General features: G+C 62.2%; 8 protein-coding genes. All 8 read right to left on the bottom strand.

The features are described from left to right. Positions 1–14: 14 nt before the first annotated feature. Positions 15–3,176 (bottom strand): TonB-dependent receptor, encoded by a 3,162-nt coding sequence (locus tag ACGHP5_RS11250; RefSeq protein WP_290533364.1) that lies wholly within the window; start codon positions 3,174–3,176, stop codon positions 15–17. Between the two features lie 268 nt (positions 3,177–3,444). Then, positions 3,445–6,591: an alpha-mannosidase gene (locus ACGHP5_RS11245; RefSeq protein ID WP_390566823.1), complete on the bottom strand. Its 3,147-nt coding sequence runs from the start codon at positions 6,589–6,591 to the stop codon at positions 3,445–3,447. Between the two features lie 2 nt (positions 6,592–6,593). Then, positions 6,594–8,564 (bottom strand): glycoside hydrolase family 172 protein, encoded by a 1,971-nt coding sequence (locus ACGHP5_RS11240; protein WP_337656709.1) that lies wholly within the window; start codon positions 8,562–8,564, stop codon positions 6,594–6,596. A 28-nt stretch (positions 8,565–8,592) separates the two neighbouring features. After that, a complete protein-coding gene (locus ACGHP5_RS11235; protein WP_390566820.1) occupies positions 8,593–10,554 on the bottom strand; it encodes a heparinase II/III family protein in 1,962 nt (653 codons plus the stop codon). A gap of 5 nt (positions 10,555–10,559) precedes the next feature. Beyond that, positions 10,560–12,311, bottom strand: coding sequence for an FG-GAP repeat domain-containing protein (locus tag ACGHP5_RS11230; RefSeq protein WP_390566818.1), 1,752 nt, complete (start codon positions 12,309–12,311; stop codon positions 10,560–10,562). A gap of 1 nt (position 12,312) precedes the next feature. Next, positions 12,313–13,947, bottom strand: a complete 1,635-nt coding sequence (locus ACGHP5_RS11225; RefSeq protein ID WP_295904554.1) for a ribulokinase — start codon at positions 13,945–13,947, stop codon at positions 12,313–12,315. Further along, positions 13,944–15,365, bottom strand: coding sequence for an L-fucose:H+ symporter permease (gene fucP, locus ACGHP5_RS11220; protein ID WP_290533358.1), 1,422 nt, complete (start codon positions 15,363–15,365; stop codon positions 13,944–13,946). The genes ACGHP5_RS11225 and fucP overlap by 4 nt, the downstream gene beginning before the upstream one ends. A gap of 20 nt (positions 15,366–15,385) precedes the next feature. After that, positions 15,386–16,621 carry a DUF6786 family protein gene (locus ACGHP5_RS11215; RefSeq protein ID WP_390566816.1) on the bottom strand — a complete coding sequence of 412 codons (1,236 nt, stop codon included), beginning with the start codon at positions 16,619–16,621 and terminating at the stop codon, positions 15,386–15,388. Positions 16,622–16,626 lie beyond the last annotated feature (5 nt).

Below are 16,626 nucleotides of genomic sequence, written 5' to 3'. Positions count from 1 at the left end.
ATTCGGTTTTAAAGTTAGAACGTCAGGTTTGCACCGATGTTGACCACCCGGTTCTGGGGATACTGCATACCGTTGCGGTCTGCGATCTCGGGATCGACACCGTACTTCTTCACGTTGTCGATGGAAAAGAGGTTGTAGGTGTTCACGTAGAAGCGCACCTTCTGAATGCGGGCCGCAGCGAGCCATTTCCTGGGCAGCGTGTAGCCGATTTCCAGCGAGCGGAGGCGGAACGCCACGACGTTGGTCGTCCAATAATCGAGATTGCGGTTCCAGGAGACATATTCACGGGCCGTGAAACGCAGGGCGGGAACATCCCCGGGAATCCAGGCGCTGTTGGGATCGAACGGATCCTCGTGACGCCAGCGGTTTTTGAACTGCGTCTCGCGAACCAGCGTGCGGCCGTTCTGGAACGGCCAGCGGGTCTCCCAGTTGGGCGTGAAGGCGTAGCCCCCGGCCAGCGAGAAGTCGGCCGACAGGTCGATGCCCTTCCAGTCGAAGCCCAGGGTCAGACCGCCGTTGATGATCGGCTGCGGAGCCACCGAGGAGTTGTCCTGGTAGGCGATCGGGCGTTCGTCCTGCGAGTCGATACGGCCGTCGCCGTTGACGTCCTCGACGATGAAGTCGCCGGGCAGCAGCGTGGTGTTGCCCTTGCCGTCGATGTTGACCGGCCAGTTGTTGATCTGATCCTGGTTCTGGAATACGCCGATCGTATTGTAGCCCCAGTTCACGTAGGTGTAGCGGCCTTCCTGCCCGTTGCGGTAGCGTTTGAGCGAGTTGGCGAAACGTTCGTTGTAGACCGACACCATCTTGCGGCGGGCATACGAAATATTAGCGCCGACCTGGAAGCCCAACTCCCCGAAACGGTTGCGGTAGTTGATCGCGAACTCGAAACCGTAGTGCGCGTCGGCGTTCAGGTTCTCGCTGGCCAGCGAATAACCGACCTCGGAAGGAAGCACCAGATCGCTGCGCGTAGCCAGCAGGCCGGTACGCTTGCGGTAGAAGTAGTCGAAGCTGCCGTAGAGTTTGCCGCCGAAAAGCCCGAAGTCGAGTCCGACGTTGGTGAAGTGGTTCTTCATCCAGCTCACGTTGGTCACGGGTTCGCCGCGGGGACGGATGCCCACGACGGCTTCCCCGTCGAGGATGCTGACCGAAGAGTTGTTGTTGTATCCGGCCACGTAGTCGTAGTCGCCGCCCACGGCATCGTCGCCGACGACACCGTACGAAGCGCGGATTTTCAGGTCGCTCAACACGTCCGACTTGACGTTGTTCTTGAAGAACGGCTCCTGGGTGATGCGCCAGGCCCCGGAAACCGACGGGAAGAAACTCCAGCGTTTGGTCGAGATGAATTTCCACGAAGCGTCGTAACGGCCCGAGAACTCGATGTAGTAGCGGTTGTCGTAATTGTAATTCACACGGGCGACATAACCTACGCGGGCCTGCGGCTTGTCGGAGGCGGTGTAACCCTTGATGTCGTTCAGCTGAATGATCGGAATGACGTTGTTGTTGGGCGACGCCTTCACCAGTTCGTTGGTCGTGCGGTAGGTCGTGCGCTCGTTGGCCAGCACGGCGCTGACGGTGTGCTTCTCGGCGAACGTGCGGTTGTAGTTGATCATGAACTGCAACATCGTGTTGAAGACCTTCTTGTGGGTCTGCTCACGGTTGGCGGTGGCGTTCACGGCCTTCTTCTCGTAGGTGTCCTTGTCGCTGTTGTAGGTATAGGCGTCGTAGGCGTATTCGAAATTGTCGATCGTGTTGTCGGCCATCTGGTACGAATAGGTCACGCGCCCGGTCAGCCCCGGAACATAGTAGGACTTGTATTCGGCGAACATATTGGCCTGCATCACGCGCAGATCGTATTTATAAGAACCCGAGTTCCTGTAGTTGATGCCGGCCCAGTTGGCCTCGGGGACCTGCGTCGCGCTGATGTACATCGGGTTGTCGTTGGCGTAGGGCCGTTCGGTGGGCAGCAGGTTCAGCAGGGCGTTGCGCGGCTGCCAGTAGTCGTCGGGATCGGCACCGGAAACGGCGGGATTGCGCTTCGAGTCGATACGGCCGCTCAGGTTGACGCCGGCGCGCATCCGCTTGCCGATGTTGGTCTCGAAGTTGCTCTGCACGTTCGAACGCCGGTATTTATAATCGCGAAACGCGGCGTCCTGGCTCAAATGCGACACCGAGACATAATATTTGGTCTCCTTGCCGCCGCCGGAGATATTGGCATTGATCGACGCCTGGGGCGCGTTGCGCTGCACGATATAGTCGTACCAGTCGAAACTCTGATAACCCTTCTCCTTGCCGACGCGCCACTTCTCAAGCTCCTCGGGCGTAACGGTCGGGGTCCGGCCCTGGTTCACGAGGCCCTCGGTCTGGGCGAGCATCCATTCGTAGGCGTTCGTGCCCCGCGGGAAACGTGTCCAGTTCTGCCAGCCGTAATACATATTGACGTTGATGCGCGCCGGAGTGTTTTCCTGGCCCCGCTTGGTAGTCACCAGCACGACGCCGTTACCGGCCCGCAGACCGTAAATGGCCGCCGAGGCATCCTTCAGCACCGAGATGGACTCGATATCGTTCGGAGCCAGTTGGTCGAAGGCCCCCTTGTCCTGCGGAACGCCGTCGATGACGAAGAGCGGGTCGGCCCCGAAATTGCGCACCTGGATCGTCGCGCCGGATCCGGGACGTCCGTCGGCCTGGCGGAACGAAAGGCCCGGCAGTTTGCCGGAGAGCATGGCGCTGGTCGTCGCGCTGTGCACGCGGTCGAGGTCGCTGTCGCCGACCGATGCCACGGCCCCGGTGATCGAGGCGCGTTTCTGCGCGCCGTAACCCACGACCACCACGTCGTTGAGCATGTTGGACATCTCGGAAAGGACCGCATCGACGGTGGTCCGGGTCCCGACCTTCTCGGTCACGGTATAATATCCCAGGTAGGAAAACTGGAGGGCGTCGCCGCTGCCAACGCCGAGAAGCACATACCGACCGTCGGCATCGGTCACCGCACCCTTTTGAGTGCCTTTTACGATCACGGAGGCTCCGATCACGGGGTTGCCCTTTTCATCGACAACCGTACCGGACACGCTTTTCCCGTTCTGCGGGGCCGCGGTTTGTCCATGTGCGGCCTGCACACAGATCGCCGCCAGCAGGAACACGCCCCACAAACAGATTTTAGTAAAACAGGTTTTCATAAGCATTCATTTGATTTAAGTTGGTTTTTAATTCGGACAGGGATTGGACTTTGCGATTTCGGCTGCATGTCAAGGCATGCCTTTTTTACATGGTTTCCTCTTTTTGATTGCTTTACTATGCTGTGCTGTGCTGAATACAAATCAAATATACACCATAATATCCAATTAAGAAACGGCAAAATTCAAAATGTCGGAACAGCGTAAATTTTCCCGACCGAAACAGAAAAAAGAGACCGGCTGACGATCAGCCGGTCTCTTCATACGGCATCTACGGCAATGCCCGGATCTCGTTCAACGGCGAGAGACAGTCGTTCGGGTTGTCCGACACGGTGACGGCGAACACGGCGACGTTCCGATCCTCGGGCAGCACCAATTCTTTCGCTCCGGCCCCGACCGGCAGGCAGATTTTATACATGTAGGTAAACACATAGGGGTCATTGCCGCGTTCAGCGCTGTGGCGGTGCGTACCGACATAGGCCAGGTCGCCGTCCTTCACGTAACCCGGCTCACCGTCGTGCCCCCACTGGCCGAAAAAGCCCGAATAGTAAGGGACCGTGCGGCGGAAAGGCTTGCCGTCGACGGTGAACTCCGCGTCCCGGTCGCCGTCGAGGGAGGCCGCAAGCAGGTAAACGCGGTCATAGCCGCCCTGCGGCAGGGCGATGCGCTGCCCGTCGCATTTCACGACATTCCGGCGTGCCACGTCGCCCGACACCCGGAATGCAACGCCTTCGGAAACGATCCGCTCCGGAAGCAGTTCGGCGGCATACGAATTTCCCTTGCCGTCGAGGTTTCCCTGGCGGTTGAAGGCATCCGCCGTGAAGGCGTAATCGTTGCAGGGCAGCTCGACCGGAAGCGACGAAGGCGCATCCAGCCGGATGTCGCTTGGGCGTAATTTCACCAGATAGGTCGAAGGCGCGAAGCGGCCGCACGACACGATCAGGCGGTCGCCGTCGAACCGGGCTTCGGACTGGCGCTCCTCGACGCCGTTGAGCACGTAAGCGGCCTCGATCGGCGCGGCGAAGCGGATTTCGCCCCGCTCCAGCGGTTCGCCGGACATCTCGTTCAGGCGCAGGACATACCCGCTGCCGTCCTCGGCCTGCTTGAGAGCCTTCACGGCCAGCTGCGGCGTCGAAACCGACAGGAATGAGAACGCCCGGCCCAGACGCCCCGCATGTTTAGAGGCCGCATAGGCCGCCATCGGCCGATTGAGCGATTCGGCCTTCGACGCGACGCGCCCGTCGGTGAAACCCTTCGCGTGGCCGACGATCGAATAGGTGAACACGTGGCGGCCGATGTCCTGGCGGGACTGGTATTTATAGTGGCGGCCGGGCATGGGGGTATGGAGCAGGGTGAGGCGCAGCGTGCGGTCATCGGGCTTGTCCCAGCCGTACTTGCAGTCGTTCATCACGGCGACGCCGTACGTGCCGTCCCGGTCCGTCAGGTCGGCCCACTGCTGGGCGTAGACTTCATAGGCCGTCTGCGTATTGTTGCCGCGGCGGATATACCCCAGCCCGAGGTCGTAGGCCGCCTCGGGATTCGACACGGACATCGGGAACTCGGCCTTGAGCAGCGCGTTTTCGCTCTGCCAGTCCACCTCGTTGCGAATGTCGATCCGGTCGTCGGCGGCGCCGTCCGTCAGGCTGACATACTGTACGAACGTACTTTTCCCATGACGGCGGCCGATGCGCAACGTGGCACGCACGGGGCCACGTTCCGCAACCGAAATCTCGACATCGTCCGCAACGGCCTCGGGCATGCGGTCGATCGTCTCCTTCCAGATCTCCCAGGCAGGCCAGTCGGTCGATTTGTTCTCGGTGAACATCGCCAGGCGGAAAGCACGGCCTTCCTGCACCAGTTCACGGCCCGAACGCTTGTCGACGACGGAAGCGATGTCGCCGTTGGCGTCGAGCGTCAGTTTGTAAACGCGATTTTCAAGGCTGTTCGGCGTCGCCTTCAGCGACGACCGGGACGTCGATCCCTGCATGCGCAGGTCGTAGACGGCATACCCCACCGCTCCGACTTCGGCGGCGAAGGCGACGCGCACCCGGCCGTCCTCATAGCCGAGAATCTGCACCGGGACCCGTTCGCCGCGCGGCGACCATGCCGACACGCCGCGCGGTTCGGAAGCCGCGGCGATCTCCGCCTCGACGATCTCCCGGCGGGTTTCGGCGACGGGATTGTAGACGACCACAGGCGTTCCCTTCACCCGCGTGTCCAGCGCACGGGAAACACCCCCCGAAGCCGTGGCCGAGAGGGCGGCAAACTTGTCCTGCGCGATCAGCTCGTCGTTCCACGAAAAGGTGTAGGCGCGGGGAATGCTCGTACCCGTGAGGTCGTCGTGGAACTGATGCCAGATGAAGCGGCGCCACTCCGTGCGCAGCTCTTCGGCCGGATAGGCCGCGGCGCCCAGCCAGTCGGCCATGACCGAGGCGCGCTCGGCGGCGTCGGCAAGCTGTTCGTTGCGGCGGTTGAAGCGTTTCATCGCCGCCTGGGAGGTGTAGCAGCCCGTCGCATGGACATCCATGAGCAGTTCGCCGTCGTAGACGGGCAGTTCGGGATGCTTGTCGAAGGGATAGTAATCTTCGTAGATCTGTCCGGCGCGGGCGCTGACGATCTCCAGCGGACCGTCGCCGCGAACGCCCTTCTCCAGGGAAACCAGTGTCGGGATCGTCGGCGAGCCGCCGCGGTCGCCCACGCCGTAGTAGCGGTAGGCCGTATTGTTCACGCCGCCCTTGGCCAAAGCGATGATCCCCTCGTCGCGGCTCATGTCGCGGCCGTCCCAGCGCGTGTTGTAGTCGTTGGCATTCAGGGCCGCCATCAGGCGCGACCCGTCGATGCCCTGCCAGAGTCCGATCGAGAAGGGCACTTTCGCCTTCCCGTAAAAGGGATGCTTGCGCCACTGGAGCTTCTGGGTCGAGAACCCGATCAGCCCGGCATGTGCGGCGATCGTCGGCAGCGTATAGCCGAACCCGAAGCAGTCGGGCAGGAAAATGTCGTTCGACTGCACGCCGAACTCCTCGCGGTAGAACCGCTGTCCCAGCAGAATGTTACGGAAAAACGATTCCGGGGAGGGAATGTTGGGGTCGGTGGCGTCCCACGTGCTGCCGCAGACGTTCCAGCGGCCGCGGCGGATCCACTCCTTCACCTGTCCGTACAGGTCGGGATAATACTCCTTCATCCAACTGTACTTGATGCCTCCCTCGAAGTTGAAAACGTAGTCGGGATAGCGTTCCAGCAGCCAGAAGTTCTGGACCATCGTATTGCGGACGTAAACCTCGATCGAAGTCTGCACGTCCCAGTTCCACTGCGAATCGAAATGCGCGTTGGAGACCATATAGGCCTTGTATTCCTTCTGCGCAAAAAGCCCCTGCGCGAAAACGCACAGCAGAGAGCAAAGAATCAGCGTCTTTTTCATGGCTATTCGGGAATCCGTTCAAGGTAAATATTTGCGAACTCGAACTCCGACCGGTAATTGTTCCCGCGGATCTGGAACGACACGGAGTTGGTCTGCGGGGTCAGCACGATGTCCCCGGCGTAGAACCGCGACACGAGTTTCTCGGTCTGGGCTTTCGAGCTGCGCCAGTCGGAAAGCATGCCCTGCCGCTGCCAGACGGAGAATTCGGCGCCGTTGGGTTTTGCGTAGTAGTCGAAATAGATCCGGTAGCGTCCCTCGGGAACGTCCTCCAACAGAACGCGCACCAGCCCCGTGCCGCGCGAGGAGACGGTCATGCCGCGCGGGAAATCGCCGAAGCGCACCTGCGCGTTATTGCCCAGCGACAGGCGCATCGCCTGCGGATAGAACGTATGTCTGTCGGGAATGTAGACCGTGCGCAGACGCTGCGTCGGCTCCATGCACTCCGTGGCGGGCGTCTCGCCGTAGAAGAAGGCCACCGAGGTATAGTCCACCGGATATTCGTTGCCCGAAGGGCCGTGCTCGATACCCATGTAAAACTCGCGCTCGAACGAGAGTTTGTCGTTCATGTAGAAACGGTATCCGCCCGTACGCGCCATCGGCAGCGAGTAATCGAGCGAACCGTGCAGTGGAAGGCTCACGCCGCGGTCCCAGCGGTCGAGCATGGCGTACCAGCCGCCGTTGTAATAGTCCTCCGAACCCGTACCGTGGAGGCGCATCTTGCCGTCCATGTAGGTCGAATCGTCGCCCTCGAAGAAGCCGGTCATCTCGGCCAGGAAACCCTGCGCCTGATGCACCGTGCCGACGTAGTGGCCGCGGCCCTCCTTCGAAAGGAATTTGTAGTATTCGCCCTTGGCGGGGTTGATCTCCCGGCGCCAGGCCGTATAGAGGCGCCCTTCGGTGCGGATGTCGCGCGCCCGGTCGTTGACCCACACCCGGGTGGTCACCTGGATCGGGTTCTGGCGGGCGCCTTCGCGGACCACGTAACGGAGTTTCAGTTCGGAACGCGCATCGAACGGCGCGGGCAGATAACAGTAGTTGACATCGCCGCGGCAGCCGATCAGCATGCTGCGCATGGCCTTTTTCCCGTAGGCGTAGCCGAAGAAGTCGGCCAGCGGCGCATGGATCGCCGGGCGGGTGTCGTCGTCCCAGCGGGCGCACAGCAGCACGTCGCGGTCGAAACCCTCGAACGAGGCCCCGCCGTCGATCTCGAAGCCTGCGATACGGCCGCCCTTCCGCTGTTCGAAAAACACGGTTTCGTCGCCGGGCAGCAGCGTGAAGCGTTTCTCCACGAGGCGCGCACCTTCCGACTGCCCGACGGCGTAGTCGGTGCAGGCGGGCGAAATCTCCGACCACACGCGGCACACCGAGGCGAGCATGTCGCGCTCCCCGGGCGTGAACTCCCCGGTCCACGTCTTCACGTCGTAGCCCGGAAGACTGCGGTACTGGAACTGGTGGAACATGATCTTCTTGCCGCAGAAGACGATCTTGCACGACTTGGCGTAAGGGATCGGCACATAGCAGTAATAACCGCCGATCTCGTTGGCGCACACGGGTTTCACGAAGGGATAGACCTTTCCGGAGAAGAGGTCCGAGAAACGCAGGCGCAGGCGGGGCGTCTGCTCGCCGTCGAAGTAGAATTCCAGCATGTCGTCGGTCGGCGTCGGGGTCCAGATGCGCTGGATGACACCCGGTCCCTCCAGTTCGGCCAGCACCAGTTTGTCGCCCTCCTTGCGGATGTAGGAGTACTTTCCGGCGAAACCGTCCTCGTTGCCGCCCGTGGGATCGTAGCTGGAAACCTGCTCCACCATGCCGTCGCGGTAGAGGGGCAGCAAATCCACCCGTTTGAGCAGTTCGACCTCGGAGGTCCAGCTATAGGGTTTCAGCCGGGTCGTTTTTTTCTTCGCGGCCGCGACGTTCCCGCCCGGCAATGCCAGCAAACCGATGAGCGCCAGCAGAGATAAACATTTTTTCATTTTGTCGAGTCGTAGTTTATGATGATGATTACGGATTGATCTTCCATTGCGCGTCGATGGTCATGGTCCGGCCCGTCATGCGGACGATCACCGGATAGGCCGGCTGCACGGGCCGCTTCTCGCTCCCCGAAACGGTCTTCACGCCGGGATTGGTCGGAGGAATGCCCGAAGCCTCGCCCACGAAAACTTCCACCGGAGCCGAAGCGTCGATCCGCACCTCGGCGTCGCCCGTACGGATCACGAAGCCTCTTTTGAAAGCGTAGCACTCCGCATTCCGGATGCGGGCGTAAGGTTCCTCGCCGAACGACACCGCACCGAGGCTTTTGCCGTTCAGCGCGGGCCGTTCGTTGAACAGCAGGACATAGTCGTAACGGTGCGTCCCGTCCGAACGACAGACGAAACGGTCGGAAAGCCCGGCCCCCTTCAGCGTCAGCCGGCGCGACATCTCCACGCCGGGATAAGCACGGTCGGCCCGGGCGGCGACCATTCCCCCGTCGGGCCGCGACTCGAAGGCGACGAATTCCCCGGCCGTCTCCGACTGGTCCCGGCCGTCGACCGTCACCGTATTATGAGCCAGCGTCTTGCGATACCATTTCGTATAGTCGGGGGCGCCGTAGGCCGAGGTTCCGAAGTCGGAGACCAGCTCTTTCCGACCGTCGTGCACCGAAATCGAAAGTTTGTCGGGATGACCGTGGCCGCCGCCGTGCGGGCCGTATTTCAGCACTACGGTCGCTTCGGGGCTGCGCAGCAGGGCGAATCCGGCGTCTTCGAAGCGGAAACTCTCCTGCCGCAGCGGTTCCGAGGCGGGAGCGATCCGCTCCGGATTCAGCAGCGCATAACCGCCGCCCCGCTCCACATAACGATAGCACTGGGCCAGCACGTCGCGGAAAAGCGGGTCGCGGAAGCGGGCGTACGCCGCTTCGAACAGCCCGGCCTGCGCGATGAGCGACTCGCCGTACCAGCCGTCGTTGTGGGCCGGGAAAGTCAGGTCGGGATAGACGCCCCGCACCGGCGACGCGAACATATTGTACAACTGTTCGTCATACAGGTCGATGTTGCGGCATCGCACGGCGTCGGCCGTCATCACGACAGCCCCGAGCGGATAGAAATGGTAGATCGGCGAACCTTCGTTCCACCATCCGTCCGCATAGACGTGTCTGGCCATCAGCGTCCGGTAGCCGCACTGGGGATCGTCGAGCGCCACGCGGATCAGCCCGTCATCGCGCAGAGCGACCGCCAGGGCCGTCAGGCCGCAGTTGTGCCACACCTGCCAGTTGCCGCCGTCGCGGCGGCGCAGCAGCAGGTCGGCGCCCTGCCGGAAAAGATCGCGTTCGATTTTCCGCTGCTGCGCCCCGGTCAGCGTACCGCGTACGGCGACGTAGGCCCGGGCGGCGGAACTGAACCACACCGATTCGTCGAGGCTCTGTCCGAACATCTTGCCGCTGTGCGCCTCGGAGGGTTTGCGCCAGGCATTGTGCACCATGTAATCGGGATACATGTTCGAGTAATCGAGCAGCATGTCACGGATATACTCCGCATAGCGGGATTCGCCCGTGGCCAGGTAGAGATACATGCAGTTCGTCAGGAAAGTCAGGTTGTGGGCATGCACGAAATTCACCCAGCCCCAGTTATAGCGGTTCACGCCCCGGTACTCCCTGTCACAGGCGGCGCAATAGTGCGCCGTAGGATGGTCCCAGCGGAAGGTGAAGGTGACGTTATGGATCGGACAGACATAGAAATGGCCGTGGCCGGCCTCCATCGTGGGAACCTCCATGTCGTGCGTCAGCCGCTCGTCGACGCTCCGGCGCATGGACGCCACGATCCGCCCGCCCCAATCGGTCTTCGCCGACTCGCGGATATGCGCCACATCGTCAGTGGAGAAGAAGTAGAACCCCTCCGGGGATTCGGGACGGGCCTCGTTTTGCCCGTAAGCGGCAAGCCCGAGGAGCAACAGCCCGGCGGCCGCGAAATATCTCAACTGCAAACGCATCTCCGTCACTTTTTATTCATACCTTTCCAGTCGGCCGAGAAATAGGCCCTGTTCAGCCGTTCCAGCAGGTCACCGCGCCCCTCGCGGGCGAACCTGTCCTCCAGATCGCGATAAAGGTAGTATTGCAGCCAATAGCCCTTGTGGTATCGCTCCCGGATCGACGCGGCCTGTTTCAGTTTGGCGTACCACGACGTGTTCAGCCCGTAGCGTTCGGCGACCTTGACTGCCTGCTGCGCCTGCCGCCACAGGTCGTCGGCCATGCGCCGCATCAGCTTCGTATAGTCGCCGTAGCAGAATCCCGAAACGTCGATCAGCTCGCACCGGTCGTCGACACCCAGCGCCTTCAGGTCGACCGTCGTTTCGAACGTACGGTCGCCGTCGAGGTCGTATTCGATACAGTCGAAAAATCCGTTCCCGTCCCGGTCGGTATAACGCACCGTCGCAAAGCGCTCGGGGTCCCGGCGCTGCCAAAGGCGGTCCCAGCCCTGATAATAGGTCGTGTTCTGGTCGATGCGCCAGATACCGGTCTCGGCCCCGTAGAGGTGCAGGCGGCCGTCGAAACGGCTGATGTAGAGCCGTCCGCCGCCGGAGTTGTCCATATCCCACTCCCCGCGGTCGCCCGAAGGGTCGGACTGGGAATGGTTGTCGAAACCGCCGCGGCTGCGCCCGACCTTGAACGGGTCGAGGTTGTCGCAGAACTCCACGCGCTCCCAGCGGCCGCAGTCGTCGTCCTCGTCGAAGACGAAGTTGACGCGGCTCCACTTCCCGCGCTTGAAAATCAGATCGTAGGCATGCTCATGGTCCGTGTAGACCAGCTCCGTCAACTGCCGGAAACGGGGATCGGGGAAGAACCGGTCGGCTTCGGGCAGTCCGCGCATGTTGCGGAGCGGGTGCACCTGGTCGCCGTAATCGAATCCTTCGCCCTGGAAGCCCAGCGTAAAGTCGAAATCGAACTCCTGCCCCGGACGGTTGTCATTGTCGAGGTCGACGGCGATCGAAACCCAGTCGATACGGCCCGTCAGCTGCATGTGGTCGTAGGTGTTGGGCAGTTTCGGGTCTTTCATGTGCGGCGGGGAGTCCAGCAGACGGATCGCCATTTCGGTCAGCCCGTCCTTGTCGGGATCGTAGAAAAGGAACGGATTCTCCCAGTTGAGCCGCAGATCGCCGATCTTGTCCGTCGAGGCGTGCATCTTCATGAAGGCGGTCTTGCCGCTGTAATCGGGGAAAAAGTCGCAGATACCCGACTTCTGCCAGCACTCCAGCCGGAAGGTGTTCCAGTCGATGTAGTTGAAAATGTCGTCCCTGTCGGTATCCAGCACGATCATATAGTGCCCGTTGGGCCACACCTCGTCGGTCGGTTTGAACGGATATTCGGCCACCAGTTGCAGGTCGGCACGGCCGTCGCCGTCGAGATCGGCCCACTTCACGATGAGATCGTAGACCCCGTCCTTATTGCGGTCGACGAGCAGGCAGTCGTTGACCGTGTCCCCCTCCAGATCGCCGGGCTTCATATTGCCGTCGTCGTCGAGCCAGAGCACGGGGACGTCGTTGTGGGTGACCGAACGGATGGCATCCGGCCTTCCGTCGCCGTTCAGGTCGAGGTATTCCGGCGTGAACCCCGCAGGCGGCGGGGGCAGCCGGAAAGCCGAGATCGCGTTGTTCGAATTCCAGTAGGCGGGAGCCTTTTCGCCGGCACGCGTGCCGGAAGGCAGCAGGGCCGCGGTCGCCAGAAGGCATTGCAAAATACGGAGCTTCATATTATTGTTCGTTTGTCTGCTGTTCCACAAAACGGCCGAGGGCCGCATAGCGTTCGTATTGTCTTTCGTAATAAGCGCGGCGTTCGGGGTCGGGAACGTAATCGACGTACTCCCTGACGCCCATCGCAGCCTGCGCCTCCCCGACCGTCGGATGGATGCCGGCGGCGACGGCCGCGCACATCGCGGCGCCCAGCGCACAGGTCTGCGCGTAGCCGACGACCCGGATCGGCATGCCGAGCACGTCGCTGAGCGTCTGCATCACGAAAGGCGACTTGACGGCGATGCCGCCGATGGCGAGGATCGACCGGATTTCGACGCCCTCCCCGGTAAAACGTTCCGCAATGGCCCGCGATCCGTAGGCCGTCGCCTCGACCAGCGCCCGGAAAATCATCGGGGCCGAAGTGCCGAGCGTTAGCCCGGTCAGCGCTCCGGTCAGGAGCGGATTCGCATCGGGGGTGCGGCGGCCGTTCAGCCAGTCGAGGGCCAGCACGGACGATTCCCGGGGATCGACCAGCGCGGCCCGTTCGCCCAGGCGGGGAATGATCTCTTCGCTCAAATCGTCCCGCCCGGGCAGCAGTTCCCGGACCGGCCACATCAGCAGGTCGCGGAACCACGCGTATACGTCGCCGAAAGCGGATTGCCCGGCCTCCATGCCGACGCAGCCCGGCAGCACCGAGCCGTCGACCTGTCCGCAGATGCCGCGGACGGCGCCGCCGAGTTTTTCGGCCGGGCACACGACGATGTCGCAGGTCGAGGTCCCCATGATACGGGTCAGCACGCCGGGACGGATGCCCGCCCCGACAGCCCCGATATGGGCGTCGATCGCCCCGACGGCCACGGGAATGCCCGCCGGCAGCCCCAGCCGCGCGGCCCATTCGCCGCACAGCCCGCCGGCATACCGTTCGGCGGTATGCGTTTCGGAAGACATGCGCTGGGCGAAGCGCCCCAGCCCGGGCCGCAGCCCGTCGAGAAACTCCGCAGGGGGCCAGCCGCCCCACGCCGCATGCCACAGTCCCTTGTGTCCGGCGGCACAGCGGCCCCGGAGGACCTTTTCGGGACGGGTATTGCCCGTCAGCAGCGCACACATCCAGTCGCAGTGTTCGACCCAGGCATAGGCAGCCTCCGCCACCGAAGGGTTGGTTTTCAGAATATGCAGCACTTTCGACCAGACCCATTCCGCCGAATAGATGCCGCCCGAATAGCGCGTGTAATCCGTATCGGAACGTCTGGCCGCGGCATTGATCTCCGCGGCTTCACGGATGGCCGTATGGTCTTTCCACAGCACGAACATCGCGTCCGGCTCCTCCGCAAAGCGCGGCAGCAAAGCCAGCGGCGTCCCCGCCGCATCGGTCAGGACGGGGGTGGAACCGGTCGTGTCGAACGCCAGGGCGCAGATTTCACCGGGCCTGTCCGCCGGGATTGCGGCGACGGCCCCGCGAACCGCCGTTTCGAGCGATTCGGTGTAATCCAGCGGATGCTGGCGGTAACGCTGGCCCCGGGCATCGCAGTAGAGTCCCTTTTTCCAGCGCGGGTAAGGGCAGACCGCCGAAGCCGCCTCGCGGCCGTTCGCACTGTCCACGACCAAAGCCCGGCAGGAGTCCGTCCCGTAATCTATTCCGATAACGTATTTTCTCATGACACGCGTTCTTCCTTGCATATAAAGATACTGTAATAAACGATGACCGCAAAGGCGGCGGCGGGAACCCAGTAGGCGGTCCCGATACTTCCGATCCGGTCGGAGACGATGCCCTGTATCTGGGTCAGCACGGCCGCACCGGCGATCGCCATGACCATTCCCGCACCGCCGATCTTCGTGTCCGGACCCAGACCGCGCAGGCCGCAGCTGTAAATCGTCGGAAACATCAGCGACATGCACCCCGAAATGCCCATCAGACCGTAAACGCCGGCGACACCCCGGGCATAAACCGCCGTCAGGCAGCAGGCGACGGCCAGGACCGCCAGGGTCATGAGGATCTTGCGCGGCGAGAAAAACCGCATCAGCCCCGTGCAAACGAAGCGGGCGACGACGAACAGCACCAGCGAAAGGATATAGTAGGTCGCGCCGGCCTGTTCGGCGGTCCGGGGCAGCAGGTCGTCCAATCCGATCCAGGCACAGAAGTCGTAAAATCCGGCAGCGACGGGTTCCACGCCCCGCAGGGCCGCGATGATGCTTTCGGTGGAAGCCCCGCTGCCAAGCCCGGCGATCACGGCGTCGAAATGCAGCTGCTGCATGGCATACCGGATGACGAACGACCACACGGCGATCTGCGCGCCCACGTAGAAGAACTGCGCGACGACACCCCAGACGTAATTCCGGTTCCGGACCAGGCGGCGGAAGGCCGCCCCGAACTGCAAGGTCTTGTCCTCCTCGCGCAGGTTGGGCATCCGCGTCAGCCAGATCGCCAGCAGCAGCACGACCATCACGGCCCCGACGGCCACATAGGTCATCGTCACGGCATTCAGCTCGTCGGCCTGGATGGCGGCCAGCTCCGCGGCGGGCAGGGCCGCCCGCTCGGCGGCCGTAAAGACGTTGAGCTGCGAGAGAATGAATATCTGGCTGATGATTACGCCCGAAATCGCCCCGAAGGGGTTGAACGACTGGGCGAAATTCAGGCGCTGCGTCGCCGTGGACTCGGGTCCCATGGCGAATACGTAGGAGTTGGTCGAGGTCTCCAGGATCGACAGCCCGGCGAAGAGGATGAAGATCGCGAAAAGATACATCACGAAGCTCATTTCGACGTTCACCTCCGAGCACAGCATGGCGGGATAGAACAGGAATGCCCCGAGGGCGTACATCCCCAGCCCGAGCAGAACGCCCGACTTATAGGTGTAGCGTTTGATGAACATGGCCCCGGGGATGGCGAAACAGCCGTAACCGAGCAGGTAGCAGACGACCTGTATCCACGCCGTCCTGGCGTCGGAGAGGCTCATGATGCGCTTGAAGGCCGCCAGCATCGTATCGGTCAGGTTGTTCGGCAAAGCCCAGGCGAAGAAAAGCGTCGTCAGCAGGATAAACGGGAAAACGACGTTGCGGGGGATGACGGGTTCTTTCATGGTCGTAGTTTCAGAAAGGGTCAGCGTTTCGGTGCGGTTGAGCGGAACGTCGCGGTGATTTTATCGAGGTCATACCCGAAAAGCCGCTGCACGATTCCGGCGAGCGCAGCCTCGTCACCCTGGATATGCAGCACGGTCTGCCGGTGCGAAAGCGATTCGCCCGGAGCCAGCGCCGCACCCGGAGACGACGTCTCGATCTCGTAGAAAGGTCCCATGACCGAACCGTCCTCGACGGGACCGTCGTTGTAGGCGTTGATCACGTCCCCGTTGAAGGCGTCCTGCTGCTCGCCCCACTGCCCGTTGACATAGTCGGCCGGGCCTTCGGGCCGGGAGTATTTCAGCAGCGTGAGCACCCGCTTTTCGGTATCGTAGCTGCCGCAGATGCCTTTGGCGCGCGGAGCCGGAATGCCGATCTTCGCCCGGTATTTCCCGTCGATCCTGAAGCGCAGCATGCCGTCGCCGGCCACGAGACGGTCGGCGGGCACTTTTCCGAAATAGGTGTCGTTCACGACCGGCCCCTCGGCATCCTCGGCATAGGGAATGAAGACGGTCGTGGTCGGCGTAGGGTTGAACATGCCGAGCAGCCAGATCGAGGGAAGCCCCGTCTGTTTCGTCCAGGCGTTTTCACCGCGGTTGGTGATCCGGTTATCGGTCTCGTAGGCCACGACCTTCAGTCCGGCAGGCAGTTCCGCGCCGAGCACGCCGGCCACGGCCTCCGCGTCGAGCAGCGAAATCGTGCGCTCGATGCCCATGTCGAAACTGACGCCGCTGGCATTGAACAGTTTCGCCGATTTGGTGAAACGCACCCGCGCGGCGCTTTGCTCCGCAATGTCGTACCGCTCGGTGTCGATGACCGCCGGGACGAGCCAGTTGGCGTAGACCTGCTCGGCCCCGGGCTTGAAATAATAGGAGAACGCACCGCCCTCGGGTCCGATCCAGAAACGCTCCTCGCCGCCCACGGGGTTGAACTGCGGATTCCGTTCGCCGGATTCGATGAAGCGGTAATTGATCCAGCCGTAGCTGTCGCCGCCATCGCCGTCCGCCGTGGTGGTCATCACACGCCCCTGGTAACCGGGAGCGACCAGAACTTTCGCACCGCCCTCCGGAGCGGTCAGTTCGAGAAATTCGATCTTGTGGTCGCGAAAGAACTTCGCGTCATAGCCGTAACTGCCCATTTCGTACTCTTTTTCCGCAGGGCGACAGCCGGCAACGGCCAGCACAGCACCCGCAATCATATAATTTATCAGTCGTTTCATAATCA

This window comes from Alistipes sp. i18-0019-D1 (assembly GCF_042852885.1).
Taxonomy (GTDB): domain Bacteria; phylum Bacteroidota; class Bacteroidia; order Bacteroidales; family Rikenellaceae; genus Alistipes.
This window is presented reverse-complemented; position numbering and strand designations above follow the sequence as displayed.